This window comes from Bradyrhizobium sp. B120 (assembly GCF_049075665.1).
Taxonomy (GTDB): Bacteria; Pseudomonadota; Alphaproteobacteria; order Rhizobiales; family Xanthobacteraceae; genus Bradyrhizobium.
This window is the reverse complement of sequence record NZ_CP185242.1, coordinates 2,096,322-2,110,545: the sequence shown is the minus strand read 5'-3', so window position 1 is coordinate 2,110,545 and position 14,224 is coordinate 2,096,322. Positions and strand designations below refer to the sequence as shown.

The 14,224-nt window shown below is 58.5% G+C and carries 12 protein-coding genes and 1 pseudogene; 3 read left to right on the top strand and 10 right to left on the bottom strand.

Annotated elements, in window-relative coordinates:
- Positions 1 to 68: 68 nt before the first annotated feature.
- The 5 genes from ACOIX3_RS10000 to ACOIX3_RS09980 form a co-directional block, all read right to left on the bottom strand.
- Positions 69 to 485 carry a hypothetical protein gene (locus tag ACOIX3_RS10000; RefSeq protein WP_420969579.1) on the bottom strand — a complete coding sequence of 139 codons (417 nt, stop codon included), beginning with the start codon at positions 483 to 485 and terminating at the stop codon, positions 69 to 71.
- Between the two features lie 664 nt (positions 486 to 1,149).
- The gene (locus tag ACOIX3_RS09995; protein ID WP_420969577.1) at positions 1,150 to 1,353 is read right to left on the bottom strand and encodes a cold-shock protein; all 204 of its coding nucleotides are present in this window, start codon (positions 1,351 to 1,353) and stop codon (positions 1,150 to 1,152) included.
- Between the two features lie 368 nt (positions 1,354 to 1,721).
- Entirely contained in the window at positions 1,722 to 2,153 is a 432-nt protein-coding gene (locus tag ACOIX3_RS09990; protein WP_420969576.1) for a hypothetical protein, read from the bottom strand.
- Between the two features lie 138 nt (positions 2,154 to 2,291).
- A complete protein-coding gene (locus tag ACOIX3_RS09985; RefSeq protein WP_420969575.1) occupies positions 2,292 to 2,801 on the bottom strand; it encodes a hypothetical protein in 510 nt (169 codons plus the stop codon).
- A gap of 94 nt (positions 2,802 to 2,895) precedes the next feature.
- Positions 2,896 to 3,183 carry a hypothetical protein gene (locus ACOIX3_RS09980; RefSeq protein ID WP_420969574.1) on the bottom strand — a complete coding sequence of 96 codons (288 nt, stop codon included), beginning with the start codon at positions 3,181 to 3,183 and terminating at the stop codon, positions 2,896 to 2,898.
- Between the two features lie 875 nt (positions 3,184 to 4,058).
- Here ACOIX3_RS09980 and ACOIX3_RS09975 point away from each other — a divergent pair.
- Positions 4,059 to 4,268 (top strand): hypothetical protein, encoded by a 210-nt coding sequence (locus ACOIX3_RS09975; protein ID WP_420969573.1) that lies wholly within the window; start codon positions 4,059 to 4,061, stop codon positions 4,266 to 4,268.
- 529 nt (positions 4,269 to 4,797) lie between these two features.
- On the opposite strand, the gene ACOIX3_RS09970 is transcribed toward ACOIX3_RS09975, so the two are convergent.
- The 3 genes from ACOIX3_RS09970 to ACOIX3_RS09960 form a co-directional block, all read right to left on the bottom strand.
- The gene (locus ACOIX3_RS09970; protein WP_420969572.1) at positions 4,798 to 6,033 is read right to left on the bottom strand and encodes a glycoside hydrolase family 18 protein; all 1,236 of its coding nucleotides are present in this window, start codon (positions 6,031 to 6,033) and stop codon (positions 4,798 to 4,800) included.
- A 1,326-nt stretch (positions 6,034 to 7,359) separates the two neighbouring features.
- Positions 7,360 to 7,785 carry a DUF2285 domain-containing protein gene (locus ACOIX3_RS09965; protein ID WP_420969571.1) on the bottom strand — a complete coding sequence of 142 codons (426 nt, stop codon included), beginning with the start codon at positions 7,783 to 7,785 and terminating at the stop codon, positions 7,360 to 7,362.
- 166 nt (positions 7,786 to 7,951) lie between these two features.
- Entirely contained in the window at positions 7,952 to 8,143 is a 192-nt protein-coding gene (locus tag ACOIX3_RS09960) for a transcriptional regulator domain-containing protein (protein WP_420969570.1), read from the bottom strand.
- 1,881 nt (positions 8,144 to 10,024) lie between these two features.
- On the opposite strand from ACOIX3_RS09960, the gene ACOIX3_RS09955 reads away from it, so the two are divergent.
- Positions 10,025 to 11,377 carry a coproporphyrinogen-III oxidase family protein gene (locus ACOIX3_RS09955; RefSeq protein ID WP_420969569.1) on the top strand — a complete coding sequence of 451 codons (1,353 nt, stop codon included), beginning with the start codon at positions 10,025 to 10,027 and terminating at the stop codon, positions 11,375 to 11,377.
- 8 nt (positions 11,378 to 11,385) lie between these two features.
- Positions 11,386 to 12,339, top strand: coding sequence for a class I SAM-dependent methyltransferase (locus ACOIX3_RS09950; RefSeq protein WP_420969568.1), 954 nt, complete (start codon positions 11,386 to 11,388; stop codon positions 12,337 to 12,339).
- A gap of 125 nt (positions 12,340 to 12,464) precedes the next feature.
- Here ACOIX3_RS09950 and ACOIX3_RS09945 read toward each other — a convergent pair.
- Together ACOIX3_RS09945 and ACOIX3_RS09940 are read right to left on the bottom strand one after the other, a co-directional pair.
- Positions 12,465 to 12,981: pseudogene (locus tag ACOIX3_RS09945) on the bottom strand (transposase); the annotation flags it as partial.
- A gap of 137 nt (positions 12,982 to 13,118) precedes the next feature.
- Positions 13,119 to 13,754, bottom strand: coding sequence for a type VI secretion system ImpA family N-terminal domain-containing protein (locus ACOIX3_RS09940; RefSeq protein ID WP_420969567.1), 636 nt, complete (start codon positions 13,752 to 13,754; stop codon positions 13,119 to 13,121).
- Between the last annotated feature and the right edge of the window lie 470 nt (positions 13,755 to 14,224).

The following is a 14,224-nucleotide window of genomic DNA, read 5'->3' as shown; positions in this document are numbered from 1 at the left end:
CTTCTAATCACAATTGGAGTGCCGCGCGCACGTCGAGCTGAGGCCGAATGAGAATTGGCGACGCTGCTTCATGCTGTACGGTGATTAGATTGGCTTTTCCCGCGGCGACGGCGTGGTCTCTGACGGCGACTTCGGGGAGGATCAAGTGATTTTGTCGCATCCGTTGCCGGTTGCGCCGTGGGTTCGCTGGATGGCGGATCGATGGTTGATCGAGGTGGCTCTCTTCGAACGGCCGCGGCCGTCTCGAGCGCAGAGAGGAATTGCCGCCCCTCTTCCGTGATTTCCCAGCCAAGAGCATCCCGAAACACGAACTTGGCCGAGAAGATATTCAGGTCGGGCGCGTGTTCGGCCAGCCGCTTCATGCGATCGGTCCAGTCACGGCCGCTGTTCATGAGTATTTCAACGGCGTGCCTTATGTCGGCAACGGAGGCCCGCCCGGCAGGTTGGCCGGCCAGCACTTTGAGGACGGTCAGCTGGAAGGACACTTCCACCTCTCCGGTGGGCCGAGTGTGCAGTTTGCGGTGCAATGGATCAAGCATAGGGGCGCAACGTCAATAACATCGCGCGGTTAACCTCAACTATATTGGCTAACCGCGAGCGCTAACGGCCCAGATTTACCTCGCCGCGCGGTATTAAGGTCGACGCGCGAGCGCGTTTGCCTCGAGACGTGAAAGGCCTCGGGCATCAGCGTTGAGGATATTGCCCTCCGCCGCAGCGCCGCCGGGCCAGTATGGTCCCTATCTGGCGGTACCCGAGTGCGCGCCCCTTCATCAGCTGCAGCATCACTATTCGATCGGAAGCACCAGCCGACGGCATCGTTGCCTGCGCCGATCCTTGCGCGGCATGCACCTTGGCTCACGGGGTACGATACGATGAGCGTCCGGTTCGGACCGTTCTTAATCGACTGACAAAGAGTATCTCGCCATGCCCACAACACACCTCGCCGGAAAGGCCTTGGTCTCCAGCGGCGCCGGTCGAGCGGCGGTTCTGAGAGACTGCATTAAGCCGTTAGCACAGATTGCTACGCATCGTAACGCTCAAAAGGAGAGTGGTACGCAAAGCGCCGCGCGTCCGCGACAGGCAAACCGAATGCACGTCCAGCCGCGGACCAGGATATGCAAATGGCCGATTTCCGAGAGCCGGATCGGATTAGCCAACCCGAAGATCTTCGGCTGACATCTTGCCCGAGCGACCAGCCTTCAGCTCGTAACTTACCCGGGCCCCCTCTTCGAGAGTGGTGTAGCCGGCCTTTTCGAGGGCGCTGATGTGCACGAAGACGTCGGGACCTCCATCCTCCGGCCTAATGAAGCCATACCCTTTGTTCGAATTGAACCACGGCACCGTCTCCATCATCGAACGACTGTGATCTAACGAAAAGTCTCGCAGCCATCAAGGTCGGCGGCAAGAGACCCACCGCCTGGCTGCGGACATCTGACGTCCTCGACATATTTTGCCGCGAGGCTGACGCGAGCGCCGCTGGGTGCGGGCCGCAAGGCCTTAGCTTGGAGGATACTTCGCTTTGAGGCTTTAAGGGTCTGGACGATGTTTTGATCTGGTGTCATTCGGCGAGCTTAACCGGTTGCAGGAAAGTTGCAGAGTAGAGACAGTGCCGCGCTCATCGAGGACTGAGCTAGAGCGGATCGCCCGATCACCCTGGCAGACCCAGGCCGCCATGAACTCCTTCGTGCAGCCCGGAGCAGGATCACCAAGCTGCTCCATGCTTACTTTGAAGTACATTCGTCCTGACCACCACAGGCTGCGGCGAGCGCACGCGTGGCGTTGCCGCGGACCGAGACCCAACGGCAGTTGCCGCCATACGTGCCAGCAACCACTGAAATACCTGGCTGCGTTACGGCATCACGGGTTGCAGCTCGCAGCGCATACGTCGACGCCGCTACGATCAGGGTGACAAAACCCACACCACCCAATCGAACGAGCTGCCCGCGCTGTTCTGGCGAGGCCGCTTGAAAGCATCCACGAATGAGCCTTCGCGCGGGCACCTCGAAACCGAAATGCAGCAGGATAGCGACGCAAGTCGCCAGAGTGAAAGCCAGTGCGAGCGCAGCGAAATGGCCGAACAGCTCGCTACCGGTTTCCCAACGCACCACCGGAAAGCGCTGATAGATGATGAGGTGCACAAAGATAAAGAGCAAAGCTGGCTTCTCCCAGGAAGACAAGCCACCTTGCCGACAACAACCGTCCTGCACTGCTTGCGGGCTGAGCCGCCGCGATAAGAATGAGCGCGACCGGCGCCGCCAGCGCGATATTGTTGCGTGCAATATCGAACAAGCTCATTGAAGCCCCAAACGGGGGTTTATGGGCGGTAACCAGAAAACCCAGGCCATCGCGACGACACCGATCACTGCGGCGGTATCAAGCAGAGCTCGAGGTGGTCTACAATCCTGAGCCAGCCACAGTTCATGGAGTTTCGCCAAACAACAGCCGAGGACAAATTCCCAGACCCTGCAAAACGGCGCGAAGTACACGATCCAGAGGATGAGACTGTTTTTCCAGTTCGGCAGCGCCGCCTCCGTCCCATAGGCATGGAGCGCAAACAGATTGATCCGGCTTTGAAGCATTAACACCGCGGCGTCGAGACCCAACTCGATTGCGACTGCTCCAATCGCGCACAGGATCGCGACGGGCACAGTTCGGATCCGCGCAAGTAACGGGCAAACGATCGGAAAGACGAGATAGAAGAACCATTCGGTACTCACTGACCAACTGACGATGCCGATCGGCTCGTACTGCCAAACGGGCGCGACACCAGCTACGTTCGCGAAGAACCAGGTCTGAATCATTCCAAGCTGAAAGGGGACAATGTGCGAGGAAAATCCCTCCGCCGCCCTCGGCGTTCCAAGAAGCCACGGCCAGACCATCGGACCGGTCAAGAGTTCAACAAGGAAGAAAACAACAAAGAGCGGATAGATTCGCGCTATCCGCGCCACCAGGAATTGCGGGATCGCCTTCCGCGGGCTGTGCAATCGAGGTGCCATAGTTGTATTGAATAACAAAACCACTCAGCGGGAAGAAGACGGACATCCCGAGCAGGCCCAGTGTCCCGATACTGATATCGAGTGTCAGGCTGGTGCCCTCCAAGAACAAGCTACCGCCGTGAGACACTGCAACCGCCGCTGCTGCGATAAACCGGATGCCGGTCAACGCGGGTATCTGCTTCACCATCGATGTCGCTCGTCAGTCGCGGCAGCGGGTATCAATCTTGGCGGTCGATGGGAGCAAGGGGCAGTCTAGCAACAGACCCAAACTCTCAATTGCGGAACGAGAGCAAACGAGAACAAGCGCCGCGAACGCATCGCACGCCATATGCGGCGATCCGCCAACTCCTTCGGTCGGTCAAGCGCGCTCTCGATGCGCCTGCGCAGCTTATCGAGAAGCCGCTTGAGGCTGAACCTCTGCCTTTTGGTAGGGTGGAGTGGAATCGACGGCCAGGTCCGCCCCCGATCACTTCTCATGCAAGGCGCGACCCTTTGATCGGTGAGCGACATATCAGGTGAACTGTGTATTGCCTCTCTAGAAGCGTTCATCAATAGTGGGCCGTAGCCAGGCGATTTGTTCCCCGCGCAAAACGGGAGCCGGCACGACGAATGGACGATCGCGCCCGCCAGTTCATCGGGACGTTGTGGGAAGCCGGCCGGCCATGCTTGAAACCGAAAAGATCGCTACGAGAAACAGCCGAAGCCCCGCGTTCGACCGCGAGAATGGACCGCTTCAAGGAGCTCGTCGTTCCGGATCGCGCAGCCTCGCTCGATCCGTGGCACCGCAACGGTAGCAATCGTGGCCCGACACTGCGAAAATGGGAAAGAGCCTCGATGTCGTTCAGTTCGGCCACATGGCCTTCGAGCATCATACCACCTACGTTGCACGGCAAGAGCCGCCAAGCTGTTGATGCGTCGTGTTCATAAGCCGTGGCGCTCACATTGTTCGCAGTGATTTCACCCAATTCGTTGCTATTTCGCGGCGTTCTCAAGATGGTGTAAGGTTGGGGCCATTCGCGGCATTTCGGTTTACGTTTCTGACCAAATTGTCAGGAGATGAATATGTCCGACCGTATCCAAAGCGCCGGCGCCTCGCACGCTGAGTTCATGCGAGCCGCGAATGACGAACTTGCCAAGTTCGAGCGCAGCGAGCTGGAGTTTCGAAAGAAGGACCGCGACGAACGGGCCAAAAGATTGCAGTTGCCGATGGAAACGTACGACGCAGAAGATTGGCGCATGCGGAAATTATCAAGCCCGCTTCATCGAACGTGAGCCCGCGCCTACTGGTAGGTGACAGAAACATGCCTCAAGATGTCCAATCAAGAACTCTGGGTTCATGCACGTACTCATGAGCATCAACCCGCGATTCGATCTTTATCCCCGTCACACCACACGGTGTGGCCAGTTCGTTTAGACCCTTCAAGCTCCGAGATTCGGCGTCCCGCCTCTTAAGGTTCGTCAACTGCCTTCGTTTTGAGGGAGACGAGCACCAAACAATTCAGACTGTCCGGCTTCACTGCCGGGGCTTGGTGTGCCTGGTAGCCAAGATCACCTTCCCCGCTAGAGAAGCCGCAATACAGAAGGGGCTTTGGAGGCGAGCAGTCCCTCAAATTAGGAGCAGCGTCACTGAAGAAAACACGCATTGCCCTTGGCAGCCTTTGGAACGATCCCGCCGGTCGCCGTTTTTTTGGCGACAGGAGCCGCTTTCAATCGGTCTTGGCTCTGATTTCACAGCACCGCCCAGTTCGCCGCTGGCTTGAGGCGCGCCGATGACATGCTTTAACGCGGCGCGCTGACACCCCTATTCGGACTTTTGCGAAGGAAGGGTGCCGGTGCGGAGTGCTGCGAGCAGTGAACCGTCGTCAGCAAACAGGTCCCAAATCATGATCCCGGCGAGTGAATGGGCGCGCGCGTACATCGCCTTGCGCGCAATGGAAAGCGGATCGTCGTAGCTGATCCATACTCGCCGTTCGGCGTCATAGAACCACGGCACCTGGGCTTCGTCGCTCCAATACCGGCGAAAGCCCTGCTCTTCCGGTTGCCGGGCAACGAGATCGCGATAATCGACGCCGTCACTCCCTCCCCACTCCTCGCTTGCTGTCGCCCCCTTTTGAAAGAGCCCGCCGTTCTCGGCCGGAACGTCCGCAATGGCTCGGCCATAGAAGGCGACCCCAAGCGTCACCTTGGCCGGCGGCACGCCGGCCCGGATCAAGGCCTTCACACTCGCATCGACATTGAGATCGGGATTTGGATCGCCGGCGCAGGCAAACAGCGGGGCATTGAAGGCAGCAAGGGCCGAGCCGGCGTGATAATCGTAGGCCATCAGATGAAACCGGTCGACCAGCCGGGCGAGAGCGGCCGCCTGTAAATTGACGATTTTGTCGGGCGCGGCCGACACGGCAATGGTGAGCTCCAGCTCCCTGCGCTCCGATGCGGAAAGCTTATCGAGCTCTCGGCGAAGTTCCGCGATCAGGAGTGTGAAATTCGTACGGTCTTCGAGTCGCGCGAGATTCCCTGGACGCCCTCCTGAGACGGGATACTCCCAATCGACGTCCACACCATCGAACAGACTGGGATACGGCCGAAAGAACGCCTCGATGACCGATTGCGCGAACCGCGCGCGCGAGATCGGCGTGGCAGCGGCGGCCGAGAAATATTTCGATCCGCTCCATCCGCCCATCGCAATCAGGATCCGAAGCTTCGGATTGTTCCGCTTCAGTTCGGCAAGTTGGGCGAAATTGCCGCCGAACGGGCTCGACGGCGCGGTTCCGTCGCAGGCTCCTGTGTCGAGGCAACGATCCGCAAGTTCAGCCAATCCTTCCGCCGAAACGGTGCCGAATGCGTATATCAGGTGGGTCAGCGCCCGAGCCGGGATTGTCTTGATGCTTGGACCGCCCGCCCGGGCCTTCCACGGGGCGACATAGCCGGCGACCACGGGGTTGAAGGCCGACGCGGTCCGCCCCTGCTGCATCAGCGCGTATCCGCTCACGAGCGTGGAAAACCCACCCACTGCGAAGGTTCGACGATCAACTGCCACGGCTTACGACCTTCTCTCTTTCGGATTGTACCTACACCAACCGATCACTCGATCACCTCCCCGACATGAGCCTTCTCACTGCCGCCCACCTGTCGAGCAGCTCCCGCGCCATATGGTCCCATTTACCGTCGATTTCGAGCGCTCGCTTCAACCCTGATTGCGGCGCCAAGTCTGCTTGTATCCCGGCTCGACTGATCGGGCTTCCGCCCACGCACGATTTGGGCGTCCGCAAGGGATCTCGACTTCCGCTGGCCAGCGCGATGTTGAGCGCGAGCGCGCACCCTGATCGCGAGGTCTCGAAACGTGTCTTGAACCTCGCGCAACGGTAGCTGGCTCGCGGGATGCACGTGGAACTGCTCGATTGTACGATAACTCTGCCTCTGCGCAGTGACATTCCGCGCGATCGACCGGCCTCATTCCGGATTGCATGCTTCGTTGACATACCGTCAATCAACGTCTTTGACGCCCTACGACATTCACTACGCCTGAACAGACGAGCGGCTCTCCACCTGCAACCACGATACCTGTCCAATCGGTGCCCCAAATTGCTCCTCACATAAACGCGCCTTGCAAGCGCTGGTCCAAGACTTACGATGACATCGGCACCGCGCTGCGGAGATCAATCCGATCGGACGCTTCGCTCCCGCAGACAAATTGACGATGCAAACGAAAGGTCTACCGGGCGACCATACGCACTTGCACCCCGGTGACCATGGCACAAGGACGCTGAAGACTGATCACCAAATCGCTGATGCGCCTGCTGTTAACCGTGGTCGCGCCGCGTGGATGCAAAACACTGGACACAAAACGCGGTATCGGAGCTCATCTTGATCAACGCTTGGTTGATCAATCGCGCGGTCGGCTCGTCGAACCTACCCTTGCGTTGCCCGCTGGCAAGGAGCGCACTGTTGCGGCTGCGCCAAGCTGCAGGATGCCGAAAGCGCGATCGCTTGGTACTCCAGGGCGACGGTAAGGTTTCCTTGCCACCGCCTGATGGCCCGTTCCGCAGTACGTTCTCACTGGCAGCCACCAGCGAGCGCCGGCCGGCTTCGCCTCCCCGCCGGGACGATCCAGCGACTTCTGCACCGGGACGTCGAAGCACAGAAGACCGCGAAAGTACGCAAACTCGACTTGTCGATCACATCAAGTTCGCGCGCTGGCTCGCGGCTTTATGCCGCGAGCTTGGAAGCCGAACACCACAGCATTCGCCGCGACGAAGCCGCAACCGACAGCGTGCCGAGAGGGTTTTTTTCATAGTGAAGACATTGCTCGCTGGCTGCTAGTCCCGAGCGCCCGCGGCGTGAAGCTAACCAACCAGCAAAGAGCTCAGGAGGTTTCGCCCCTGTCTTTGCCCTTGTGACGGAGCAAGTCGCGATAGCGGCCTCGCATGAGGCGCAGCCCCATCTGGACCAGGCGAATGGTCCGGCTGCGCAAATCGTGTGTTTTCCACCCGCGATCGGGAATGCGAGGCTTGCCAAACAGGCCTTGCGCAATGTTGCGATAGCTGTTGCCTTCCAGCCACCCATCGACTGCACGCAAAGCGAGGACGTGACGATGCCGGCTCCCGATCGATTGAGCAAGAGGGGGCGGCCCGACGGGGCGCTGTTCGAGCGCCAACCAAAATCGACGTGCAGCCTGCAGACGGAGGCCCAAGTTGCGGTCGAGCGGCAAATCGAGGGTAACCAATGATGCGCGCGATGGGAGTTCTGTTAGCCAAAGCCGATGCTTCGCTCCTCCGAGCGGCACGACCACATGCCATCCATCCGGCGCCTCGCGAAGCTCGCTGCCTGCGAGGTCGGCGACATCAAGCCTGTATGTATTGGACGCGGTCGAGCAAGTCGCCGTGCGGACGTTTAGCACGGTCGGCAGCGCCTCAGGCGACCAGAAAACGGTTTGCTTGTCGAACGTCTTCTGCGGATCAGCCGCGAAACGTCAGTCCCCACTTCCGTCGGAAGTGATCCGTCACGCTGGATTGTCTGCTGCTGAGCAGGGCCCCGAAGTCTTTTTGATATTCGCGATCGCGGCGTAGCCACTCCCAGGCTAGGTCGACGGTTTCTGCATTCTTGACATCGTGGTATGCGCTCTCTGATCGCCAGTCCGCACCTGACATCGCACTATTTTCTCCGCATTGTTCTGAGTGCACATGCAAGGAAACAGCAGGCTTGTGACGATTTATGGTTGCAGTCGTGCGCCATTCGACATTTGATGCACTCACCCGATGGAACTATCAACTTTTTCGATTAAGAAGCACGCACATCCACTTCCGATACCGTCGCTCTTCAGTTTTAGCTACGTCGGGCGCGAGATTGCGATAGCTGGGCCCCCTTCTGCGGTCAAAACATCTGGATGAGGCCTGCGAAAAATCAATTGTTGGCACGCCGAAACAATGAATTGAGACGCCGTAGGAATCCGATGCGCGGATTTCCTGGATCCATAAACCTCGATCAAGCGTCGAGGCCCAGCCAGCCCGAGAGGCTCGCACGTGATCCGGCCAAGCTGGACCAATATTGCACAGGGCTTTGGTTATCGGTAGCTCAAGCATTCGGTCTCGTTGCGGCACGCACGACCCAGCGTCCCAGGCAAGCCGAGAGACAGCTGCGCGATGCCGTCGCCCTGCCCCAGTGGCGCCGACGATGACCCCATCGTTGCTCTTGTATGAGTCCGCGGCAGCAGCGCCGGCGTCGAACAGGAAATCCAGACAGGCCTGTACGGAGGGATCGCCGGCTCCAATGGAAGATGCTTAAGGTGTTGACGGTTCTTGACGATTGAAGACGGCCGAGTCCTGAACAAGGATCGCTTGGGCCGGCAGCGCGGAAACAGCAGCTAATCCAGAATGAGGCGAACAGCTCTCAGGTCTCCGGGAGACATGACCTGGCCAAGGCGTTCAGCTACATGCTGAATCGATCCGGGAGCTTCACTCCTCAGGGACAGGATATGCCTCGCCAATGATACCACCGAACGACGCTATCGAGGTACCGTTCTCGGACGAAGGTCCTGACCGTTCTCCGGCTCCGATCGTGCAGGCGGCGCGCCGTGGCTGTGGACCGCTTGAAGCAAAAATGAACGGCATCGGCCCGCAAGCCAGCTCGCCGATGTTCCTGCCAGCATTGCGAGCGACAGCGTCCCCCATCATCGACTCGATGAGGATGACATGATGGCAAATTCACCCCCGAGCAGTCGCAGTCAAGGCAATCATGCTTCAAAGCGGAGTCGGCCCTTTCAGCGATTCAGTGTCCGGGTGTACTCACAATGCTCATCCACGATGCAATTGGCACATTCCCGAAATGCCGCGGATTGAGCATCGAAGAAGCCCGGCAAGTCGCGTCTGGGCCATGAGGAGCAAGTCCTTCGAGAGTCAATCAAACGCGTGGGGCAGAGCGCCGCACTCCGGAAACGGTGCGGCGCGCTATCGATATCTGCAAAACAACATTGCTCGCCCCGTGACAAGGCCAGCCCCCATTTCCGGTTGCAGCGGTTCCGACATGACTTCGTTGCTCCAAGTCCCCCGTTCGTCACGTCCGCGACACATGATGTTCGACCGAAAGGGCCCGGCCCTCGCAGTTAAGTTGTTGAATAAAATGCAGGACGGCGTTGCGGGGCCTGCTCCCAAGCACTTGGCACGACTCTTGAGTGCCGTCGGGTATCGGCGGCAGGAGCTGCCGACCGCGTGAATGATTGATCCTCTCACTGAGAGGGAGACAACAATGAAGACTGATATGTCAGGGTACTGTGTGAAGGAATTGCTTAAGAAGCACCTGCACTTCGGAAAGCAGGTCTTGGCCGTTCATAGGAGCCGTTGGCGGAAACCAGCGCGGCAGCTGCGGTAGCTAGCTATGTCTGCGAGCGTCCGGCTTCTTACGCATGGCGCACGTGACCGCGCGCGGATTGGCAGCTTCCATGGAAACTGTTGATCACAAGGCATGAACTGGTGGCGTTCGGCAAAACACGACGTTCAGGCATTCGCCGGCTTTGGCAATCAACGAGTTAAGTCATGGATTGTGTGGATTTTCTTCGGGCAAACATAGCGAAAAAGCAGTTGCCGACCTACGTCTATGGTTATCCTTCCAAGCGCGCTTATCGGGCTTTTCCGCAGCCACTCCGCATAACTGATGTCATTGAGCAGGCCAGCCGTTCCAAGCAAATCAACATCTATATCCATATCCCGTTCTGCCGCTACCGCTGCACCTACTGCACCCTCTTTCTTACAACGCGCCAAACACCGGCAACGAGGGAGTCTTATGTTGTTCGGCTGGCAGAGCACATCGCGCGATACGGAGAATACTTCGGAGATCGTGAGGTTGTAAGCATCTACTTCGGCGGCGGCACGCCAACCCTGCTGACTCAACATCAATTCGGCGATCTTTTTGCCGCCCTCGACGCTGCATTTCCAAACCGGAACCGGAAATGTGAGATTACGGTCGAGAGCGCGCCAGGCAGTTTCGACAACGGCCTTCTGGAATGCCTGAAGGGGCATGGCGTCAACCGAATGAGCATGGGCATCCAAAGCATGGTAGCCGGCGAGCTTGCGCACACTGGTAGACCATATTCGATCGAGACTGCGGAAGCCGGAATCAAAGCACTGACGGAATGTTTTTCCCACGTCAATCTTGATCTGATCTACGGCCTGCGTGGTCAAACCCGCGACTCCTGGAACTTTTCGCTTGGCCGCGCGCTCGACTACGAGCCACAGACAGTCTCCCTTTACCCCGTTGTTGTTCGTCCGATGACAAACATCATGACCTCGAAGGCCCACGCCCCCGAATTATTCTTCTCTGATGCGGAAAAGTATGAGGTCTACGACCAGAATGTTGCTCTGATGGCGTCCAAAGGTTACCGCCAGGAATCCTTCACGCGTTTCACCAAGATCGCCGGCGGCCGAGCCTACCGGCAGGAGAACTCGGATTTCGAGGGAACGCCCCTGCTAGGATTAGGAGCTGGCGCCAGAAGCTATTTCGGGCAATATCACTATGGCTCGGACTATGCCGTCGATTCGAGTGCGGCTTCGTCGATCATCAACGCTTTCTCGAATCGCTCCTTCGATCCTGAGGCGATAGCATCGCACGGGATCACACTGACGCCGGACGATCTCGCGCGTCGCTACGTCCTGCTTGGCCTCACGTTGTCATCCCTGAGCAGAAAGAACTACGCTTCAGTATTCGGACGCGAACTGACCGCCGATTTCAGCGAAGAGCTCAAAGCGCTCGAATGTCTGCAGCTCGTCGACCTGGCCGACGGTGATACTTATCGACTGACCCACTCGGGATTCAAATATTCCAGCATCGTGGCGAGAGTGTTTTACTCAGACGCGATCGTGGCTCTCGAAGAGCAATATCAGGCAGCGTGAGGTCCAGTATGCAAGAGGTCGCGAAGCATTCACCATTCTGGTGGGACTCAGGCTACGCCGAACCCAACGTATCGTGTATGGGCGGTCCCAGTCCAGAAATCTTCGAGATAGCACCAGCTCTTCGCACGAAGAGCGTGGTTGTGGAGCTGGGTTGCGGGGAAGGCCGCAATGCCCTCTATTTGGCTCATTTTGATCATCAGGTGATCGCGACCGATATCTCCGAAACCGCTATCTCCAAGCTGAACCGGCTCGCAGGTGATCTTGGCGTGAACATAGCGAGCGGGGTCGCTCGTGTTGAAGACTTCCAGCCGCCTGCTTACCTGGACGTCTTTATAGCGCATTGCGTATTGCATTTCACCGAACGGGAAGTCTGGAAGCCGCTTGTCACGACCTTAATTGATCGAACGCGGCCTGGGGGATTTCATTGCTTCACGAACACGCTCGATCAACCAGACCATCCAATTTCGAAGGAGTCTTTGGCATCTGGTCACAAGAAATCGTTCCAGCGCGGCGAGCTGGAGGCCATCTATACAGAAGCGGGCTGGGAGATCTTGCGCTCCGATCATTACATCAAATGGGACTCGCACCCTGGCATCCCAATCCATTCACACTGCATCGAGAAAGTTGTGGCTCGTAAGCCAATTGAATCTGAAGATCTTCCGCGAATGAGAGCGGAGCTCATCAAGGAAGCCGGGATAATTCCTTCCAAACAGTTCAATTCATTGAAACTTGGTACACCACGCGATGCCATAATCGAAATACTCGGCTTGCCGCCAGCCAGTCATCTGGTGACGACTGACCGAAAAACAGTTGGCGGCAACAATCGAGAGGCCATAGCGGACGGCTACGTGCGTGAGGATATGATCTACGGTGATCACGGCTTTCAGTTCGTCAATGGAACGCTTACCGGCAAATATCGATACTTCACGCCCCCGGTGCGCTTGAGCATTCGAGATGAGTAATGCTCGAACGTTTTCTCATCGGCCACCATGACAGCCAGAAATTCGTTGCGGATCACGTCACCAGCATCACCAAGGTCGCGAGGGACATCCGAGACCAAGATTGGCTGTAAGACGCCGCGAATGATCTCGCGCGCCCGGTTCTGAAGCCGCGCATCGGTCGGGAACATCACGTTCTTGGGCTGCACCGTGGTGACGACGATGACGCGGTTGAGGTCGGACGGCTTGATCGCCCCGGTCTTGGTGGCGACCGAGAGGCTCCCCCGTGCAGCAGCGCTTGCAGCTTATCTTGCCCCGCGCTGGCGCCAGCGCGTCAGCGAAGAGCGATCGAGCACCAGCCGCTGCTGGGAGAAGTCCTCACCGCAGAAGAACTGGCAAGAGGGGTTCTCCAGCCAGCACTCAGACAACACCTCGTCGGAGAGGTCGTAGGTCGTGCTTGAGGATGGCAAGTCCTGCCATCAACTGTGTCGGCAGCGGCGGCCGGTCCGGCCTGTTCTCGTAGACCGCGCCGAACCGCTCCTCGAGGAACGACCAGTCGATCGTCCGCGCAAGCTTCACAAGGACGTGGTTTGTGTCGATGATCGCGTCCAGCCGCGGACGCAGAAGATCGGCCTGTCCGCCGTCCCGTCGTTCCTTGGGTCGCACCGTCTCCTCCGATGCGAACACGGAATCACGACCCGCGATCCGACGAATCGCAAAAATGAAATTGCAAGCTTTCGGGCCTTCAAGCCCGAAAAGCTTGCAATCTCAAACCTGGCTCCGCTCCAAAAATCGACTCCCGCTCAACCGCTTGGGAGGTTCTTCATGGTCGACTCATGCTCGGTCGCGGTGGCCAGCTCGCAGGTGGCTTGTTCGCAATAAGGTTGCAGCGCCCGGAGCAACCCCTCCAAAGCGCGCCGCTGGTGGACCAGTTTCCCACTGAGTTGGCGAGCGAGATCATCAAGCGCATCATAGGCGGCGACCACCGCCGAAGCGTCGGCTGCCGTCGGCACAATCGCGGCCACCCCCGGGCCAAGGCGACCAACCAGCCAATCCAGCGCTCCGACCCGTCCACCTTCCTGCCTCAATGGTGGAAATAGCCCCTCCCAATGCGCCGCCACCATACCGCGCAAGATGCTCAGGCCAATGGCGAGACCCTCATATCCCTCGACCCGAAACAAAGCATAGGTTGCCCAACAGGCAACCAGAATGTCTTTTGATTGCTTCGTCAGAATATTGAGCGACAGCGTGCCGACCTTCCTCCAGTCGACTGCAGTTGGTCCATCGGAATCCATCCGCCGGATCTCGGCCTCGATCCATCTGAATTCGACGGCCTCACGAATATCGATGCCGGCAGGTACGGGACCCGGCAAAGGCGCAGCGCCGCAACGCGAGCGCGCAGCGATGTTGTCGCGAACCATGATCCAATAATCGATCATGCGGACAACACCACCCGAGCGTTGCCAGACATTGCATCATTGGAACGGTCGACCCCGTACTCGTTCCGGACAATCCACTCAGATCCAATGCTCTTGTAACCCACCACTTCCGCTCCTTGCCCACGCGCTGCCTGCAAGCCTCCATCAAGGCTTGTGCCAATCGCCTAGCGTGATTTTGAACACGGTTTGCCCAATCGAACGTGTCGTGAAAGCGACAGCATGTTGCACAGCCGACATCAGAGCATTCGGGTCGGCTCAATCATTAGCCCGCTGGCGTCTCCGGTTCGGATACACGCCGTCCCCCTCCCTCGTTCGTGCCCGAGCGCTTGAACAATCGAGGACCGCGGAATGCTGGTAAACTGAGCCGGTGCGCGCGCGGGCAGACGTGCGAACCGCAGGAGCTTACTTCCGCCAAAAACGATTGGTCGGCCGGTGATGGTCTGACCTTAGCCGGAGTTCCCGCAGATCTA

Bases quoted from the DNA above. Each gene is read 5' to 3' on its own strand.
- ACOIX3_RS09995 (WP_420969577.1), bottom strand. From the start codon at position 1,353: ATGATGGAGACGGTGCCGTGGTTCAATTCGAACAAAGGGTATGGCTTC.
- ACOIX3_RS09985 (WP_420969575.1), bottom strand. From the start codon at position 2,801: ATGATTCAGACCTGGTTCTTCGCGAACGTAGCTGGTGTCGCGCCCGTT.
- ACOIX3_RS09980 (WP_420969574.1), bottom strand. From the start codon at position 3,183: ATGGTGAAGCAGATACCCGCGTTGACCGGCATCCGGTTTATCGCAGCA.
- ACOIX3_RS09975 (WP_420969573.1), top strand. From the start codon at position 4,059: ATGTCCGACCGTATCCAAAGCGCCGGCGCCTCGCACGCTGAGTTCATG.
- ACOIX3_RS09960 (WP_420969570.1), bottom strand. From the start codon at position 8,143: ATGTCAGGTGCGGACTGGCGATCAGAGAGCGCATACCACGATGTCAAG.
- ACOIX3_RS09955 (WP_420969569.1), top strand. From the start codon at position 10,025: ATGGATTGTGTGGATTTTCTTCGGGCAAACATAGCGAAAAAGCAGTTG.
- ACOIX3_RS09950 (WP_420969568.1), top strand. From the start codon at position 11,386: ATGCAAGAGGTCGCGAAGCATTCACCATTCTGGTGGGACTCAGGCTAC.
- ACOIX3_RS09940 (WP_420969567.1), bottom strand. From the start codon at position 13,754: ATGATCGATTATTGGATCATGGTTCGCGACAACATCGCTGCGCGCTCG.